Raw genomic sequence first — 17,621 nt, forward strand, 5'->3', positions numbered from 1 at the left:
TGGCCGACTCCTTAACCAGTAATGAAAGCAGGCCAGACCGGCATCTGCAGATTGATACCGTAGACGAAGGCGCCCATGCTGATCAGCACGAGCACCACGGCGTTGGCCAAGGCACCCTTCCAGCTGAACTCGTGGCTGGCCATCGACGACACCAGCACCAGCACGAACACCGACAGCACCATGCCGAGCGGCTTGAGCAGCAGGCCGAACAGCACCACCGAACCCAGGATCCACAACAGCGTCTTCAGGTCCCAGCGGGCGAGCTGGTCCGCTTCACCCTTTTTCGACACCGAACCGATCAACACGAATGCTCCAAGCAAGGCGAGTACCAGGCCTAGCAGGAACGGAAAATATCCGGGGCCCATCTTTGCGGCAGTTCCCATGGAATAGCCGCGAGCGACCCAGGAAAAGCCCAGACCGACCAGAACGAACATCAGGCCGGAGGCAAAGTCCTTTTGGCTGCGTATGCGCAAAACGATTCTCCTCAAAGTACGTGAAAGCATTCGGCTTCGCAGGCAGGCTCTCGCTTGCGAAGACGGTTGGATCGGCAGGTTTGAACGGCATCTCCTGCAGGATGGATGCAACCTTAGAGAGGCGATCTTTCAGCTTGCTTTCATTTGTCCTGACTTAGGGGTAATCACCGATACGCATCGGATTGTGTCGAATCGAATAAATATCATGTTGTGATGTATTTGCGAAAAACAGGCAAAAACACCCGCGAAAACAGCAGGGAATGACCGGAGGTACGAGGAACGCGTGCGCGTCGCCGACAGCGCATCTGGCTGTGAGGCAGGAAATGCGGGCGCGCAAGAACGCCGCGCGGCAGACAGCGCAGCATCGGCGGGAACGCATCGCGGGACGGCATCGGCGCCGGCCCCGAAGGAACACAGAAGGAGGCACCCAAGGCACCCAGAGGGGCACCGAAAGGCAATTGAAAGGCAACGCCTGGAATCGCTGCCTTGGCCACGGACCGCACGATGCCAGACGGATCTTTCGATTGCCTTTCAGGCCGGCATCCCAGGGCACGCCGCGCGCACCGGGTGCCACGACACCGCCACCCGCGGCCGCGACGCTCAGGGCTCGCGCGGGCGCGCGGGTGCGCCGGCGGTGGCCTCCGCCAGCATGTCTTCTTCGACCGCGGCACCCGCCGTGGTCAGGGCCTCTTCGCATGGCGTGCCCATGCTGGTGTCCGGCGCCTGCGGCGCGAACTCCTGCTCCGGAGGCGCCCCCGCGGGGGTGGCCGGCAGGATATGGCTGGTGCGCCAGTTGCCGAGGCGGTAGTAGGCCACCGCCAGCGTCACCGATACCACCGAGCCCAGCGGAAAGCTCCACCAGATCGCATCGGCGCCGAGGGTACGTTCCAGCACCCAGGCAAATGGCAGCCGCACCACCCACATCGACAGGAACAGGATCACCAGCGGCGCCATCACCGCGCCGGTGGCGCGCACGGTGCCGAACAGCACGATGGTGAAGCCGAACAGGATGAAGGACCACAGCACGATGGCATTGATATGCTGCGCAATGCCGATCGCCGTGCCATCGTCGGGCAGGAACAGGCCCAGCGAATGACGGTTGAACAGGTAGATCAGGCCCACCAGGGCCCCGGTCATCAGCAGGTTGAACAGCAGCCCCACGCGCGTGATGCGCGTCACCCGCTCCCACAGTCCCGCGCCAACGTTCTGCGCGACCATCGACGACACGCTCGCGCCGACCGCCAGCGCGGGCATCTGCACGTAGGTCCACAACTGCGACGCCACGCCGTAAGCGGCCGTGGTCTGCGAGCCATGGCGATTGACCAGCGACATCATCACGATYGCCGACGACGAGATCACCACCATCTGCAGGCCCATCGGCAGGCCCTTGGCCACCAGCGCGCGCAGGATGGCGGCATTAGGACGCAGGTAGCCGAGCTGGCGCCGGCGCAGCGCGAGGAAATGGCGGCGGCGGTAGAGCAGCGCCAGCATCGCCGCCAGGCTTGCGAGCTGCGCGATCAGCGTCGACAGCGCCGAGCCCGCGATGCCGAGTTCGGGGAACGGCCCGATGCCGAAGATCAGCAGCGGGTTGAGCGCCACATCCAGGCCCACCGACAACAGCATGAAATAGAACGGCGTGCGCGAATCCCCCGCGCCGCGCAGCGTCATCATCACGAAGTTGTAGAAATACATGAAAGGCAGCGCCAGGAAAATGATGCGCAGGTAGCTGATTGCCAGCGGCCTGGCGTCGGCCGGCGTATCCATGGCGGCGAGGATGGCCGGGGTGAAGGCGTAGCCCAGCGCCGCCGCCAGCACCGAAAGCAGGACGAAGAACGTCGTGCTGGTCCCCACCACGCGGCGTGCTTCGCCCAGGTCGCGCGCGCCCACCGCCTGCCCGATCATGATGGTGTTGGCCATGCTGATGCCGAACACCACCCCAAGCAGGAAGAACAAGATGATGTTGGCGTTGGAGGTTGCCGTGAGCGCCGCCTCGCCGAGGAAGTGGCCCACCCACACCGAGTTCACCGAGGCGTTGAGCGACTGCAGGATGTTACTGCCCAGCACAGGCAGCGAGAACGTCAGCAAGGTGCGCCCGATCGGGCCGGTGGTCAGCTGCGCTTTGGATTTCGTTGGCATGTCGAGTGCTTGTCTGGTTCTTCTCATTGCGCCCGAAGCAGCTTGCGCAGGCGGGGCGGAACTCCCCCGGGAGCCACTATCCCACAACCCGCCGACGGGTCATGTCGGTAGCCGTCTGTCAGACAGAAAGCCAATTGTAAGCAGTTGTCTGGATCGGGGCACGCGGCGCAAAGCGGGCCGGTCAAACAATGGCGAAATGCGCAACGCCAATGCGCAACACAAGTGGCCCTCGGCACCCCGCAGTCCAGCCGTCGCAACGCCGCCGCGCGGGATCCGAAGGGCCGTACCGATCCATCAACAGTGAGGTCCGATATGTCGCAGAACAAGCCCGTTCACTTCTTGCAAGCTTCCACCGCCCTGGCCGCCGGCCTGCTTTGTGCCGCTGCCTTCGCGCAAACCCCGGCCGCGCCCGCCGATGCCGGCAACACCGCCGTACCCGCCGGCATGACCCAGGTCGAGCCGCCGAAGGATCCCCTGGTGCAGCGCCGCGACGCCAACAAGCAGGCGTCGGACGAATACAAGACCAGGAAGAAGGCCGCCCAGAGCGAGTACAAGCACGATGTGAAGGCCGCCAAGCAGGACAAGAAGGCGGACAAGAAAGCCAACAACGAGGCGATGAAGCAGGAGATGTCTTCCGCCGGCACGGCGCCGAACTGATCCGCGCAAAGGATCTCGCCATACATCCGCCAATGGATACGCCCCGGGCCGGCACCGTCGATCGATGGTGCCGGCCCGGGGCGTATCCGCTCTGGCGATTCTGGCGGTTCTGTCGATTGAGGCGCTGCGCGAAGCTCAGCTTGCGGCCGCAGCGCGATAGGCCGCAATCCGGGCCTTGATCCCCGGCCGCGCCGCGGAGCGGACCAGGTCGGCGAGCTGCCGTGATGCTGCCTCGGCGCCGCCGTCGCGGGTGGCATCGTGAATGGCCGCCAGCGTGCGCATGTCCAGGCGCCGCGCACGCCCGGCAAGCGATGCCACGACGGCGTCGCGCGCCGCCGTGGCATCGCTCTGCGGGTCGGCCTCCAGCAGGCCCGAGGCAAGGCCGCCCGCTATCGCCGCGCCGGCGTCGAACGAGCGCCCGCCGGTGATCCATTCGCGTGCCCGCGAAATACCTGCCAGTTGCGCCAGGCGGGCGCTTCCAAGCACCAGCCCGAAAGCCGCGCCGGGGAAAGCGAAGCTGCTGCCTGCCTCCACCCAGCGCTGCTCGCACGCGGCGACGAGATCGGCCCCCGCGCCCATCGCCCGCCCTTGCACCAGGGCCGCCGTGGCGAACGGCGCCGCATATACGCTCTGCAGCAGCAACTCCACGCGCACGAAGCGCGCGAGCAGGGAATCGTCGCTCTCGGCATCGAGGTCGCCCAGGTCGAAGCCGGTGCAGAAGTGCTTGCCTGCGCCTTCGATGACAAGCAGGCGCGTACCGTCACGATGGCAATCGTCGACTGCTTCCGTCAGCGCCGTCACCAGTTCGCGCGACAGCGCGTTGCCGCGCGCGGGCCGGTTGAGCGTGAGCCGGGTGACGTCGCCCTCCTTGCGCACCAGCAGGATGATGTCCTGGTCCACGCTCACTCCTTCGCCGCCGCAGCCCACAGGTTGGGCACCAGCGCATTCGAGTATCCCGACACGAACGGCTTGGTGGCGCCGCTCGCGGGATCATAGACATGCCGCTGGATGCGGCCGATATTGCCGCCGTACAAGTGCACGCTGACCGAGACACGGTCATCGTATGCATTGCGCACGCGGTGTACATCGCCAAGCGACGGCGACACGGCCGCCACCTGGCCGGCGTGCAGCAGGACTTCGTCGCCATCGGCCACCAGCTGTCCGCCTTCCACGCGATAGTGCTGGTCGATTTCCGCGCCGCGCAGCATGCCGATCAGCCCCCACACCGTGTGATCGTGCACCGGCGTCTGCTGGCCCGGCCCCCAGACGAAGCTGACCAGCGAGAAGCGGTCCAGCGGATCGCCATAGAGCAGGTGCTGCTGGTAGTAGACCGGGTGCGGCCGCGCCATCTCTTCGGGCAGCCAGTCATCCTGCGCCACCAGCCGGGCAAGCGCGGGCGAGGCCTGCGCCAGCACGGCCGCCTCGTCGCTGCCGTCGCGCTCCGCCTGCGTGACCACCCTGCTGATGGTGGCGACGAACTCGCGCAGCCGTTCTATCTTGTCGCTCATATTCGTGTCCTCTCGGCGCTTCATGCGTCCGTGCCGGCGGCGGGCGCGGCGTAGCGCGCCCGCACCGCGGCGTTATGCTCGCCCAGCGCCGGCGGATCGCGGCGGATCGGCAGGCCATGCCCGTCGAAGCGCAGTGGCGAAGCAAAGGTGCGCGTCTGGTGGCCACCCGGCAGCGTCAGCGGGCGGACCCACTCCATATGCTCGACCTGCGGGTCGTCCAGCGCGGCGGCATAGTCGTTGATGCGGGCGTGGGGCACGCCGGCCGCATTGAAGGCAGCGATCCAGTGGTCCACGCCGGCTTCGGCGAAGCGTTCTTCCAGCAATACCTTGAGCGCCGACTGGTTGGCGGCGCGGTCGCGCGTGGTGGCGAAGCGGCCGTCCTGCGCCAGTGCCGGCAATGCCACCACGCGCACCACCTCCAGCCACAGCTTCTGGTTGCCGGCGGCAATGGCGAAGTAGCCGTCGGCCGCGCGGAACGCCTGGTAGGGCGCGTTGCGCGGATGGGCCGAGCCGAGCTTGGCCGGGCTCTTGCCGTTACCGAAGTACTCGCTGGTCTGCAGCGCGGCGATGCCCAGCGTACAGCCGTACATGGGCACGTCGATATGCGCACCCGGCCCGCCGGCGCGCACGCGCGCCAGCGCGCTGGAGATGGCAAAGGCGCCATAGAGGCCCGAGGCGAAATCGGCGAGCGGCACGCCGCATTTCACGGGCGCGCCGTCGGGCTCGCCGGTCACGCTCATCACGCCGGCGGCGGCCTGGATGGTCAGGTCGAAACCGCCCTCGCCCGCGCGCGGGCCGCTCTGCCCGTAGGCCGACACCGAGCAGTACACCAGCCCTGGCTTTGCCTCGCGGAAGCTGGCGTAGCCGAGGCCGAGCCGCTCCATCACCCCGGGACGGTTGTTCTCGATCAGCACATCGGCGTCGAGGACCAGGCTGCGCGCCAGCGCCAGGTCCGCCGGATCCTTGAGATTCAGCGCCACTGACTGCTTGTTGCGGTTGAGCGAGGCAAAGTTCTCCGAGTAGCCATCCGACAGTGGCGGCCATTGCCGCAAGGTGTCGCCGTCGGGCGCCTCCACCTTGACCACCTCGGCGCCCATGTCGGCCAGCAGCATGCCGCAGAAGGGCCCGGCTGCGACGGTACAGAATTCCACCACCCTGACGCCTTGCAGCGGCAGGTCGTGTTGTGCGAGATCACTCATCGGAAAATCCACGGAAAAGGCAAAGCGTTGGCGGCGGGGGCGCGTTGCTGGAATTATAGAAAGGTTGCCAAATACGATACTACTGTTCCACATTTGAGAACAGCAGCACCAGGCAAAGCGGGACGAACCACCGTGGCATCGGCCAGCTTGCGGGGACAGCCTGCGCGGCGCAGCCACGCCGCGCCCGGAGCGCGCCGGGTGCTGCAGATAACCGCCCGACGCGTTAAGCTTGCGGCTTCGTCCAAGAATTCCTGGCCCGGGAAGCAATCGCCCTGGCCTATCTGCGGCACAGGCAGCCCCGAAGTGCCGCGCTCACAACAATCAGGAGAAAGGCATGTACCAGGATCTCGCCCTCTATATCGATGGAGAATTCGTCAAGGGAGGGGACCGGCGCGAGCAGGACGTCATCAACCCGGCCACCCAGGAACTGCTGGGCAAGCTGCCGCACGCCAGCCGTGCCGACCTGGACCGCGCGCTGGCCGCCGCGCAGCGTGCCTTCGAAAGCTGGAAGAAGACCTCGCCGCTGGAGCGCTCGAAGATACTGCGCCGCGTGGCCGAGCTGACCCGCGAGCGCGCCAAGGACATCGGCCGCAATATCACGCTGGACCAGGGCAAGCCGCTGGCCGAGGCGGTGGGCGAGGTCATGATCTGTGCCGAGCATGCCGAATGGCACGCCGAGGAATGCCGCCGCATCTACGGCCGCGTGATCCCCCCGCGCCAGCCCAACGTGCGCCAGATCGTGGTGCGCGAGCCGATCGGCGTGTGCGCCGCCTTCACGCCGTGGAACTTCCCCTTCAACCAGGCCATCCGCAAGATCGTCTCGGCCGTCGGCGCCGGCTGCACGCTGATCCTCAAGGGTCCGGAAGACTCGCCCAGCGCGGTGGTCGCGCTGGCTCAGCTGTTCCACGACGCAGGCCTGCCCCCGGGCGTGCTGAACATCGTGTGGGGCGTGCCGGGCGAGATTTCCACCTACCTGATCGAATCGCCGATCGTGCGCAAGATTTCCTTCACCGGCTCGGTGCCGGTGGGCAAGCAGCTGGCCGCGCTGGCTGGCGCGCACATGAAGCGCGTGACGATGGAGCTGGGCGGCCACTCGCCGGTGCTGGTGTTCGACGACGCCGACATCGAGCCGGCGGCCGAGATGCTGGCCCGCTTCAAGCTGCGCAATGCCGGCCAGGTGTGCGTATCGCCCACGCGCTTCTACGTACAGGAAAAGGCCTATGACAAGTTCCTGGCGCGCTTCACCGAAGTSATCGGYTCGATCAAGGTCGGCRACGGCCTSGACGAYGGCACCCAGATGGGCCCACTCGCACATGAGCGCCGCATTGCCTCGATGGAGCAGTTCCTGGACGACGCCAGCCAGCGCGGCGGCAAGGTCGTCGCCGGCGGCTCGCGCATCGGCGACAAGGGCTTCTTCTTTGCCCCCACCGTGGTCACCGACCTGCCCGACGACGCCAAGCTGATGGTGGACGAGCCGTTCGGCCCGGTCGCGCCGGTCACCCGCTTCAAGGACGCCGAGGAAGTGCTGCGCCGCGCCAACAGCCTGCCGTTCGGCCTGGCCTCGTATGTGTTCACCAACTCGCTGAAGACCGCCACGCTGGTGTCCAACGGCCTGGAAGCCGGCATGGTCAACATCAACCATTTCGGCATGGCCCTGGCCGAAACGCCGTTCGGCGGCATCAAGGATTCCGGCATCGGCAGCGAAGGCGGCCAGGAAACCTTCGATGGCTATCTCGTGACCAAGTTCATCACGCAGATCTGAGCCAGGCGGCCCRCGGCCACGCGGGCGCCTCCCCCGCCCGGCGCCGTCAGCGCGCCGGGCTGTCCTTCTTCCCCGCCCCCTTCGTCCCCTTCGCCCCCCTCGTCTCGCTGGCGCCCCGCGCTTGCCGGTAGTCCTGCGCAAACGCCTTCCATTGCGCCTGCGCCACCTCGCACCCATGCCGTGCCAGGCGCAGCACCGGCGCCCGCCAGCGCGCGGCCGCGGCGAATTCCTGCAGCTGCTCGATGCGGTCCGCGGCCTCGTGCCCGCAGCCGCGCAGGTGCGCCCAGGCGGCAACGCGCGCCATCGTCAGCAACACCTCGCGCAGATCGGCGCGTGCGGTGCGCGGCCCGATGTTGACGCGGTCCGCGGTGGGCTGGAGGCCCTTGACGATGTAGGAGGCGGACTCCATGGCCACGGCCGACAGCAACGCCGGCGACGCCGCCTGCATGGCATGCTGGATCTGCACCACGCGCGCGGCTTCGCTGTGCCAGCCCGGCTGTGCCCGCAGCGGCATGCTCTTCCACGCGCTGGGGGCGGCCCGCTTGATATCGACCAGGCGCTGGGCACCGAGGTTGCCGTCCGCATGGGCAAGCACCACGTAGCGCTCCAGGCCGAGGCTGCCCACGCCCGCGATACGGCGCGCGGTGTCGTCGGCAACCAGCCGCCCATGCACGGATTGCCGGTCGAATTCGCCAAGGATGGCGGCCGCGCGCTTGCGCTCGCCTTTGAGCGGCGCCAGGGCGCGCCTGCCGTCGACCAGCAGGCGGCGCTTGCCGCCGCTGCGCACGGTGCGCTCGGCCAGCAGTTCGCCGCGGCGCCGGCGCCGGACCCGGCGCAGCAGCGTGGCGACCATGCCGGTGGCGGTGGCGCGCTCGACCCAGCGCGGCTTGCCGGCGGCCAGTACGCCGGCGTAGGCGTCGAGCATGCCTTCAGCGCCGGCGCGCGCGTCGGCGTCCGACAGGCCAAGCTGGGGCGCAGCGATCATCAGGCTGGAAAGCAGGCGCACCAGGTCCACCGTGAGCGGCGCCACCAGCGCATCGTCGAAGTCGTTGAGATCGAAGTAGACCAGGCCGTTATCGCCCTTGAAGCTGCCGAGGTTTTCCAGGTGGAGGTCACCGCAGACGTAGGTGACAGGCGCTTCGATCAAGGCGGCCTCGCCGCCCACGGCGGCGGCATACAGATGGTTGGTGCCGCGCAGGAAGGCGAAGGGATCGGCGGCAATGGCGGCCAGCTTGCGCGTGAGCCGCTCGGGATCGCGGCCGTGGTTGTAGATCAGGATGGCTTCCGTGGCTGGGTGCATGACGTCCTCTTGGTGACCGGCAACCCGCCAAGTGTACCGCCGGCGCGCCGCGCCGGGCCCCCTAGCGGAAGAACATGCCCCGTAGCAGGAAGGTGTAGTCCGCCTCGGTGGCCATCAGGCCGACCAGCACCAGCAGGCACAGCGGTGGCACCAGAATGGCGCAGATCAGCGCCATGCGCTCCCACGCCATATGCATGAAGACCGCCACGATCAGGCCCGCCTTCATCGCCATGAACAGCAGGATGAGGGTCCAGCGCAGGTAGCCCTCGAAATGGAAATAGTCCACCAGGTAGGACAGCGTGGACAGCACGAACAGCAAGCCCCAGATCTTCAGGTACAGGCCGATGGGATGCTGCTGCCCATGCTGGGCGCCATGGCCCGCGGGCGCGGGATTGGCGGAAGACGGCGTCGACGTAGCCATGACATGCCTTACCAGAGATAGAACAGCGCGAAGATGAACACCCACACCAGGTCCACGAAGTGCCAGTAGAGCCCGGCGATCTCCACGATCTGGTAGTTGCCGCTGGCCTCGTAGCGCCCACGCAGGACCTTGGTGGCCACCACCAGCAGGTAGATCACGCCACAGCTCACGTGCAGGCCGTGGAAGCCGGTGATCATGAAGAAGGTCGAGCCGAAYTGCGCCGCGCCCATCGGATTGCCCCAGGGACGCACGCCTTCCTGCACGATCAGCTTGGTCCATTCGAAGGCCTGCATGGAGACGAAGGCCACGCCGAACAGCGCGGTGAGGAACATCAGCGTCGCGCATCTGACGCGGTCGCGCCGGTAGGCGAAGTTCACCGCCATCGCCATGGTGCCGCTGCTGCTGATGAGCACGAACGTCATGATSGCAATCAGCAGCAACGGCACTTCGGTGCCGCCGATGCTCAGGCCAAAGACCTCGCTCGGGTTCGGCCACGGCGCCGTGTTGGCGATCCGCACCGTCATGTAGCCGGTCAGGAAGCAACTGAAGATAAAGGTGTCGGACAGCAGGAAAATCCACATCATGGCCTTGCCCCACGACACCTTGAAGGCCTGCTGGTCCGACGACCAGTCTGCCACCAGCCCGCGCAAGCCGGCCGCCGCGGGGGCAGCCATGGCCGCCTGCGCGGGTGCGGAGGAAACGGGTTGCGATGACATCGGCTCACCTCCTTCGGTGTTGGCCATGACCACTCAGCCGCGGCCGCAGATGAAGCGCACGAGCTCCGGCGTGAGCCAGCCRAGCGCGGCCAGCAGCACCAGCCACACCGCCAGCAGGAAATGCCAGTAGCGCGCGCACAGCGAGATGCGCAGCGTCATGCGCGCCCCGCCCGGCGCCGCGTGCATCGCCAGGGCCCACCCGGCCAGCCCGCCCAGCACATGCAGCCCGTGCATCGCGGTGAGCAGGTAGAAGAAGCTGCCGGCCGGATTGTTGGCCGGCATCACGTGGATGGCGAGCAAGGCCTGCCACGCCCATAGCTGCGAGCAGACAAAGGCGGCCGCCGCTAGGCCGCCCCAGCGCAGCGCGCGATGCGCCAGCGAGAAGCGCCCCGCGCGCGCGGCACGCGCCGCCACCAGCATGGCCGCGCTGCCCGCCGCCAGCAGCGCGGTGGACATCCACACCTGCCAGGGCAGCGCAACCGGGTGCCAGTCCGGTGAATCCATGCGCATGGCGTATGCGGTGATGAACAGCGCGAACAGCGAAGTCACCACCCCCATGAACAGCCACAGGCCGATACTGGCCGGAGCCGGGCCGGTGCGCTGCCGGCCCACATCGCCGGGGCCGGGGCCGCCGCCGCGCTCGCCGCCGCCATCGCTGCGGAAAATCAGGTTCGCGTTCATGCCACGGCTCCGTGACTCGGATGCGGCTCGGGTTCGTTGCCGCCCGCCTCGGGCGGCGCGTTCTGCGCGATGAAATCCTCGCTCGCGCCGGGCACGCTGTAGGCGTAGGCCCAGCGATGCACCACCGGAAGCTCAGGCCCCCAGTTGCCGTGCACGGGCGGCGTCTGCGGCGTCTGCCATTCGAGCGAGGCGGCGCGCCACGGATTAGCGCCCGCCGACCTGCCGTGCCGCACGCTCCATGCCAGGTTGAAGACGAACACCAGCTGCGCCGCGGCCACGACAAAGGCCGCGACCGAGATATAGGCGTTCATGATGTGCGCCGACTCGGGAATGAAAGCGTAATTGTCGTAGGCGTAGTAGCGCCGCGGCATGCCGAGGATGCCGAGATAGTGCATGGGGAAGAAGATGGCGTAGGTGCCGACGAAGGTCACCCAGAAATGCAGCCGGCCCAGCGTGTCGTTGAGCATGCGGCCGGTCACCTTGGGATACCAGTGGTAGAGGCCGCCGAACACCACCAGGATGGGCGACACGCCCATCACCATGTGGAAATGCGCGACCACGAAATAGGTATTGGACAGCGGTATGTCCACGCTGACATTGCCCAGGAACAGGCCGGTCAGCCCGCCAATGACGAAGGTGCTGATGAAGGCGATGGCGAACAGCATCGGCACCGTGAAATGGATGTCGGCGCGCCACAGCGTGAGCACCCAGTTATAGACCTTGATGGCGGTGGGAATGGCGATGATCAGCGTGGTGGTGGCGAAGAAGAAACCGAAATACGGGTTCATGCCGCTGACGAACATATGGTGCGCCCACACCACCACCGACAGCACGCCGATGGCCAGGATGGCCCAGACCATGGTGCGGTAGCCGAAGATGCTCTTGCGCGAATGGACGCTGACCAGGTCGGAGACGATGCCGAACGCCGGCAGCGCCACGATGTACACCTCGGGATGGCCGAAGAACCAGAACAGGTGCTGGAACAGCAGCGGGCTGCCGCCCTTGTAGTTGAGCTGCTGGCCCATCGACACCATGGCCGGCATGAAGAAACTGGTGCCGAGCGTGCGGTCGAGCAGCATCATCACGCCGGACACGAACAGCGCCGGGAAGGCCAGCAGCGCGAGGATGGTAGCCATGAAGATGCCCCACACCGACAGCGGCATGCGCATCAGCGTCATGCCCTCGGTACGCGCCTGCAGCACGGTGGTGACGWAGTTGAGGCCGCCCATGGTGGCCGCCACGATAAAGATCAGCAGCGACACCAGCATCAGGATGATGCCCCACTCATAGCCCGGCGTGCCCGGCAGGATGGCCTGCGGCGGATAGAGCGTCCAGCCCGCCCCGGTGGGCCCGCCCGGCACGAAGAAGCTCGCCAGCAGCACCAGCACGGAAACCAGGTAGACCCAGAAGCTCAGCATGTTGAGGAAAGGGAACACCATGTCGCGCGCGCCGACCATGAGCGGGATCAGGTAGTTGCCGAATCCGCCGAGGAACAGCGCCGTAAGCAGGTAGATCACCATGATCATGCCGTGCATGGTGACGAACTGATAGTAGCGGTTGGCRTCGATGAAGCTGAAACGTCCCGGGAAACCCAGCTGCAGCCGCATCAGGTTGGACAGCAACACGCCGATCAGGCCGACAAAGATGGCGACCAGCGTGTACTGCACCGCGATCACCTTGTGGTCYTGGCTCCAGATATAGCGCGTGAAGAAGCTGCTGGGGCCGTGGGTGTCGTGGTCGGCGTATGCCATTGCGTTTCTCCTCGCGGCTACTTGGCGGCCGCGCCCGATGCGGCGCCCGAAGGAGCGCCCGCCTGCGTTGCGCCGGCCTGCGCGCCATTGGCGCGGATGTAGGCAATCAGCGCGTTCAGTTCCTCTTCGCTCAGGGGCATCTTCGGCATCACCGGCCCGAAGCCCTTGACGAGGCGCGCCTGCGGCTCGGTGATCTCGGTCTTGAGATAGCCGTCGTCCACCTTGGCGCTGCTGCCGTCGGCGAACGTTTCCGTGCGCCCGTACAGGCCCTTCCAGCTCGGGCCCACGCCATTGGTGCCGTCCACGCTGTGGCAGCCGATGCAGCCCTTGCTCTGCGCCAGCGCGCGGCCCTGCTCCGCAAGCGTGTCGGCAGGTGCGCCGGCCACGCCCGCCGCGCCCGCCGTGGCGGCCGGCGCGGGTGTCTTCAGCATGGTCAGGGCAAAGGTGGGCTGGCGCGCCAGCCAGGCCTGGAACGCGGCATCTTCCTCCACCACCACCTTGCCGCGCATGTTGTAGTGGCCCACGCCGCACAACTGCGCGCACAGGATCTCGAACGTACCGACCTTGGTGGGCGTAAACCAGAACGACGTCACCATGCCGGGCACCATGTTCATGCGGGCGCGGAACGGCGGCACATAGAAGTCGTGCAGCACATCCTTCGAGCGCAGCAGCACCTTGACCGGGCGGTTCAGCGGCAGATGCACCTCGGGGCCGGCGACGATGATGTCGTCCTGCCCGCGCGGATCGTCCGGGTTCACGCCCAGCGGATTGGCGCCGGAGACGAAGCGCGCATCGGAAGTACCGAGCTGGCCGCCCTGCCCCGGGAAGCGGAAGCCCCATTGCCATTGCTGCCCCACCACCTCCAGCACCATGGCGTCGGCGGGCGGGCGCACGTACTCGGCATAGACGAACAGCCCGGGCGCCAGCAACGCGATCACGCCGAGCGTGGTCCCCGCGGTGAGCCACAGTTCGAGCTTGCGGTTCTCCGGCTGGTAGGCAGCGCGGGAGCCGGCGCGATGGCGGAAGCGCCAGATGATGTAGCCGACGAAGAGATTGATGACGACGAAGAAGAGGCCGGTAATGACCAGGGTGATGGTCAGCGTGTCGTCCATCTGCTTCCAGTTCGAAGCAAGCGGGGTCGCCCACCACGGGCTCATGAAATGGAAGAGCACCGAAGCGACGACGATGACGACGAGTGCAATGGCAAGCGCCATACCGACCCTCCCCCCCTTTGCGCACGGCCAACGGCTAAAGGACGAACTCAGCGCAAGGCTGAGATAAGCCTAGTGCATGTGGTCCGTCACCGGCAAGGCGTCGTGCAAAGCGCTTTGGGTGCGCCACCACACCGACGTGCTGCGCGCCGTGCGCCACAAGCGCAAACAAAAAGCGGCGAAGGAGAGCCAGGGCCTGCCTTCGCCGCCGTTGGCGCGCGCCGCCCGTGTAGTAGCAATGCGCAACCCCAAAGCGTACCCCGCGAGCCACGCAGCGTTTGCTGCAGCGCAGGGCGTGATGGTGGGCGCGCTACATCGCGCGCCAGGTGCTGTTGTCGAATGCGTGTCTAGTGCGATACATCCTTGTTTTCGAGCTTCCAGTAGGCGATGGCCGCGGTCATCCYGAAGATCATGTGGCCCACCAGCGTGTGCCAGCCGCGCGCATCGGCAAACCAGGCGAAGAAGCGCGTCATGCCGTAGAAGTTCAGCAGGTAGACCACCAGCCCGAAGGCCGCCCCGGTCAGCAGCACCATGCCGATGCTGGAGTCCAGGTGGAACGGCGCGATGATGGCCGCCAGGATCATGCCGAGCACCGCGCCCAGCACGAAGTGGATCACCAGTGCCGCCGTCACCGTGCTTACGCTGAACAGCGAGGTCTGCAGCACTTCCGGACCCATGACGATGGCAGCGATCATGCGCGTGGTGCCCCACGGGTTGACGCCGGCCACCATGGTGGACCAGAACAGCTCGACGACCATCAGCAGCGCCCCGGCCGCCAGCCCGGACACCGCCGCCGCCATCCAGTCAGGCAAACGGCGCACGTAGTGGTGCGATTGCATGTGAAGTTCCATAGCCACCTCCGGATACTGGTTTGCTGCATTTGCGCTGCAGTTTGCGCTGCAGTTGCGCCTCAGTAGCGCTGCCGCCAGTGCCGCGGCCCGCTTGCCGGCCTGGCCTGCATATTTGCTCAGCATAGGATACGCGGGCCTGTTAGTTAGACTGCAAGCGCGCAAAAATGTGCGTGTGGTGGACTACGCGCAACGCGCACGGGTGTGGCGATGTGAGCGGCCCCGTACGCATGTGGCAAGGCAGATACTTGGCGGGGGCGTTCAGCCGTTGATCGCCTCGACGGTGGCGAGCACGCCAAGTTCGCGCAGACTGCGCGTATGCCGTGCAAGTGCCTCGACGAAGACTTCCGAGCCGGCAAGCTCGCCGAAGACCGGGGCGAACGCCGTGATGGCCTCGATACGGGCGCGTTCGCGCGCCGCGGCGCCGTCGACCTGCGCGGCCCGCGCGTGCGCCCCCGCCAGCAGCGCGCGCAGCGCGGGCGCCAGCGGATCGTCGATCGCGTAGGTCGCGCCGTGCTCGTCGCGGCCGTCGAGGAAATGCAGCCAGGCCGCCACGCCGAGCGCCAGCCGCGCGAACGGCGCGCCGGCCAGCAAGCGGTCGCGGATCGGCGCGAGCAGGCGCTGCGGGATCTTCTGCGAGCCGTCCATGGCGATCTGGCCAGTCCTGTGCTGCAACGCGGGATTGGCGAAGCGGACCAGCAATTCGCGCCGGTAAGCGGCGGTATCGAGCCCGGGCAGCGGCGGCAGGGTCGGCAGCATCTCCTGCGCCATCGTCTCGCGCACCAGCGCCCGCATGGCAGGCTCGGCGACGACACGGTCGATGGTCGGCCACCCCGCCACCATGCCGAGATAAGCCATGGTGGAATGGCTGCCGTTGACGAGCCGGTGCTTGAGCGTCTCGAACGGCCGGGCACGCTCGACGAACTGAGCGCCGCCGGCTTCCCAGCGCGGCCGGCCCGCCACGAAGCGGTCTTCCATCACCCATTGCAGGAACGGCTCGCCCACCACCGGCCATGCATCCGCCACGCCGAGCGCCGCGCTGATGCGCGCGGCGTCGCGCGGCGTGGTCCGCGGCACGATGCGGTCGACCATCGCATTGGGGAACCCGCAGCGCCGCGCCACCCAGTCGTGCAGCGCGCCGTCCACGCGTGCGCAGAAGGCCAGCAACAAGCTGCGCAGCGTGTCACCGTTGGCGGCAATGTTGTCGCACGAGAGCAGCGTCAGCGGCGGCAACCCGCGCGCCATGCGCCGCTGCAGGCCGCGCGCGAGATAGCCGATGGCGGTGACCGGCGCGTCCGCGTGCTGCAGATCGTGCGTGATGCCGGGGTCGTCGAAGTTCAGCATGCCGCTGGCGGGCGCGTGGCAGTAGCCTTTTTCCGTCACCGTCAGCGTGACGATGCGCGCATCGGGATGGGCAATGCGCTCCAGCACCGCGCCGGGATCGGCCGGGGCCACCAGCACCGCGATCACGCCGCCGATGACCTGCAGCCGCTCGAAGGCATCGCCGCGTTCGTCGACGCCGCGCAAGGCCAGCGTGTACAGGCCCTGCTGCGGCGCGAGCGCGTCATGCGTATCTGGCTGGCGCAGCGATACGCCGACGATGCCCCAGGCGAGCGCGTCCGGGTCCGGGTCCGGGTCCGGGTCCGCCGTGCCGGCCTGCAGCGCGGCCTCGTTCACCACCGCCTGGTGGGCGCGATGAAACGCGCCGATGCCGAGATGGACGATGCCGCCGCGCAGGCGCTCGCGAGGATAGCCCGGGCGCACCACCTCCGGCGGCAATTGCGCGAGCGTGGCGGGATGAAGCCGCGGCGTGCTCATGATCGGCCTGCTCCTGTCTACCAGTGCCATAGCGTGCCGTCATGGGCAAGCCGGTTGACCGGCAGGTAGGCGCGCTGGTACGGATACTTCGCGGCGAGCGCCTCGTCGATCTCCACGCCGTGGCCCGGCACGTCGCCGGGATAGAGCATGCCCTTGGCGAAGGTGTACGCGTGGGGAAACACGGCGTCGGTCTCCTCGCTGTGGCGCATGTATTCCTGGATGCCGAAGTTGGGCACCCACAGGTCGAAATGCAGCGCGGCGCCCATGCACACCGGCGACAAGTCGGTGGCGCCGTGCGAGCCGGTACGCACCTGATGCAGGGCCGCGAAGTCAGCGATGCGGCGCAGGTGCGTGATGCCGCCCGCATGGACCACGGTGGCGCGGATGTAGTCGATCAGCTGYTCCTSGATCAGCKKCTTGCAGTCCCAGATSGWRTTGAAWACCTCGCCCACSGCCAGYGGCGTGGTGGGGTGGTGCACGTCGTGCAGCAGGTGCAGGTCCCAGCCCACCGCGTCGCGCACCTTCTCGAACAGGCGCGGGGTGTGGTCCAGGTAGCGCTCGGTGCTCCAGTCGTGTTCGGACGGCAGCGAGCCATCGGCCGGCTCGTAGAACAGGCGGTCGCCCGATACGCCGTACACCTTGTTCAGCCCCGGCACGCCGGATTGCGCGCGCACCGCGCGGTAGCCCATTTCCTTGTAGCGCAGCACCTCGTCCACGGTCGCTTCGATATCGCTGCCGTTGGCGTGGCCGTACACCATCACGCCGGTGCGGCTCTTGCCGCCCAGCAACTGGTACAGCGGCAGGCCCGCGGCCTTGGCCTTGATGTCCCACAGCGCGGTGTCCACCGCCGCGATCGCGCTCATGGTGACCGGCCCGCGCCGCCAGTACGCACCGCGATACAGGTACTGCCAGATGTCTTCCACCTGATGCGGGTCGCGCCCGATCAGGCACGGGATGACGTGTTCTTCCAGATAGCTCGCCACGGCCAGTTCCCGGCCGTTGAGCGTGGCATCGCCGATGCCGGTGAGGCCGTCGTCGGTCTCGATCTTCAGCGTCACGAAATTGCGTCCCGGGCTGCATACGATGACGCGCGCGGCGGTGATCTTCATGCTGTCTCCTGGTGTCGGTGCTGCCTTCCTC

General features: G+C 67.3%; 16 protein-coding genes. 2 read left to right on the forward strand and 14 right to left on the reverse strand.

Annotation, left to right across the window (positions count from 1 at the left end):
* Window positions 1-11: 11 nt before the first annotated feature.
* Both AC1DO7_RS18795 and AC1DO7_RS18800 read right to left on the reverse strand, forming a co-directional pair.
* Window positions 12-473, reverse strand: coding sequence for a tripartite tricarboxylate transporter TctB family protein (locus tag AC1DO7_RS18795; protein WP_441612241.1), 462 nt, complete (start codon window positions 471-473; stop codon window positions 12-14).
* Window positions 474-1,073: 600 nt separating this feature from the next.
* A complete protein-coding gene (locus AC1DO7_RS18800) occupies window positions 1,074-2,609 on the reverse strand; it encodes an MATE family efflux transporter (RefSeq protein WP_441612240.1) in 1,536 nt (511 codons plus the stop codon).
* A 339-nt stretch (window positions 2,610-2,948) separates the two neighbouring features.
* Here AC1DO7_RS18800 and AC1DO7_RS18805 point away from each other — a divergent pair, with 339 nt between their 5' ends.
* Complete coding sequence (locus AC1DO7_RS18805; RefSeq protein WP_441612239.1) at window positions 2,949-3,266, forward strand: hypothetical protein; 318 nt, start codon at window positions 2,949-2,951, stop codon at window positions 3,264-3,266.
* Between the two features lie 135 nt (window positions 3,267-3,401).
* On the opposite strand, the gene AC1DO7_RS18810 is transcribed toward AC1DO7_RS18805, so the two are convergent.
* From AC1DO7_RS18810 to AC1DO7_RS18820, 3 genes are read right to left on the reverse strand one after another with little or no spacing between them, the layout of a single operon-like run.
* A complete protein-coding gene (locus tag AC1DO7_RS18810; RefSeq protein WP_441612238.1) occupies window positions 3,402-4,166 on the reverse strand; it encodes an enoyl-CoA hydratase/isomerase family protein in 765 nt (254 codons plus the stop codon).
* Window positions 4,167-4,168: 2 nt separating this feature from the next.
* Entirely contained in the window at window positions 4,169-4,774 is a 606-nt protein-coding gene (locus AC1DO7_RS18815) for a cysteine dioxygenase family protein (protein WP_441612237.1), read from the reverse strand.
* Window positions 4,775-4,794: 20 nt separating this feature from the next.
* Entirely contained in the window at window positions 4,795-5,973 is a 1,179-nt protein-coding gene (locus tag AC1DO7_RS18820) for a CaiB/BaiF CoA transferase family protein (protein WP_441612236.1), read from the reverse strand.
* A gap of 334 nt (window positions 5,974-6,307) precedes the next feature.
* On the opposite strand from AC1DO7_RS18820, the gene AC1DO7_RS18825 reads away from it, so the two are divergent.
* Complete coding sequence (locus AC1DO7_RS18825) at window positions 6,308-7,735, forward strand: NAD-dependent succinate-semialdehyde dehydrogenase (RefSeq protein ID WP_477116436.1); 1,428 nt, start codon at window positions 6,308-6,310, stop codon at window positions 7,733-7,735.
* 46 nt (window positions 7,736-7,781) lie between these two features.
* On the opposite strand, the gene AC1DO7_RS18830 is transcribed toward AC1DO7_RS18825, so the two are convergent.
* From AC1DO7_RS18830 to AC1DO7_RS18870, 9 genes are all read right to left on the reverse strand, one after another.
* Window positions 7,782-9,035: a DUF2252 family protein gene (locus AC1DO7_RS18830; protein WP_441612233.1), complete on the reverse strand. Its 1,254-nt coding sequence runs from the start codon at window positions 9,033-9,035 to the stop codon at window positions 7,782-7,784.
* Between the two features lie 61 nt (window positions 9,036-9,096).
* Window positions 9,097-9,456 (reverse strand): cytochrome C oxidase subunit IV family protein, encoded by a 360-nt coding sequence (locus tag AC1DO7_RS18835; protein ID WP_441612232.1) that lies wholly within the window; start codon window positions 9,454-9,456, stop codon window positions 9,097-9,099.
* 8 nt (window positions 9,457-9,464) lie between these two features.
* Window positions 9,465-10,172: a heme-copper oxidase subunit III family protein gene (locus tag AC1DO7_RS18840; RefSeq protein ID WP_441612231.1), complete on the reverse strand. Its 708-nt coding sequence runs from the start codon at window positions 10,170-10,172 to the stop codon at window positions 9,465-9,467.
* 33 nt (window positions 10,173-10,205) lie between these two features.
* A complete protein-coding gene (locus AC1DO7_RS18845; protein ID WP_441612230.1) occupies window positions 10,206-10,853 on the reverse strand; it encodes a cytochrome c oxidase subunit 3 family protein in 648 nt (215 codons plus the stop codon).
* On the reverse strand, window positions 10,850-12,604 hold the full coding sequence (gene ctaD / locus AC1DO7_RS18850; RefSeq protein WP_477116437.1) for a cytochrome c oxidase subunit I: 1,755 nt from the start codon (window positions 12,602-12,604) through the stop codon (window positions 10,850-10,852). The genes AC1DO7_RS18845 and ctaD overlap by 4 nt, the downstream gene beginning before the upstream one ends.
* 17 nt (window positions 12,605-12,621) lie before the next feature.
* A complete protein-coding gene (locus AC1DO7_RS18855) occupies window positions 12,622-13,818 on the reverse strand; it encodes a c-type cytochrome (RefSeq protein WP_441612228.1) in 1,197 nt (398 codons plus the stop codon).
* Between the two features lie 344 nt (window positions 13,819-14,162).
* On the reverse strand, window positions 14,163-14,666 hold the full coding sequence (locus AC1DO7_RS18860) for a hypothetical protein (protein WP_477116438.1): 504 nt from the start codon (window positions 14,664-14,666) through the stop codon (window positions 14,163-14,165).
* Between the two features lie 258 nt (window positions 14,667-14,924).
* On the reverse strand, window positions 14,925-16,481 hold the full coding sequence (locus AC1DO7_RS18865) for a mannitol dehydrogenase family protein (protein WP_441612226.1): 1,557 nt from the start codon (window positions 16,479-16,481) through the stop codon (window positions 14,925-14,927).
* Between the two features lie 17 nt (window positions 16,482-16,498).
* A complete protein-coding gene (locus tag AC1DO7_RS18870) occupies window positions 16,499-17,590 on the reverse strand; it encodes a D-galactonate dehydratase family protein (RefSeq protein ID WP_477116439.1) in 1,092 nt (363 codons plus the stop codon).
* Window positions 17,591-17,621: the final 31 nt, after the last annotated feature.

This window comes from Cupriavidus sp. 05N40 (assembly GCF_056397305.1).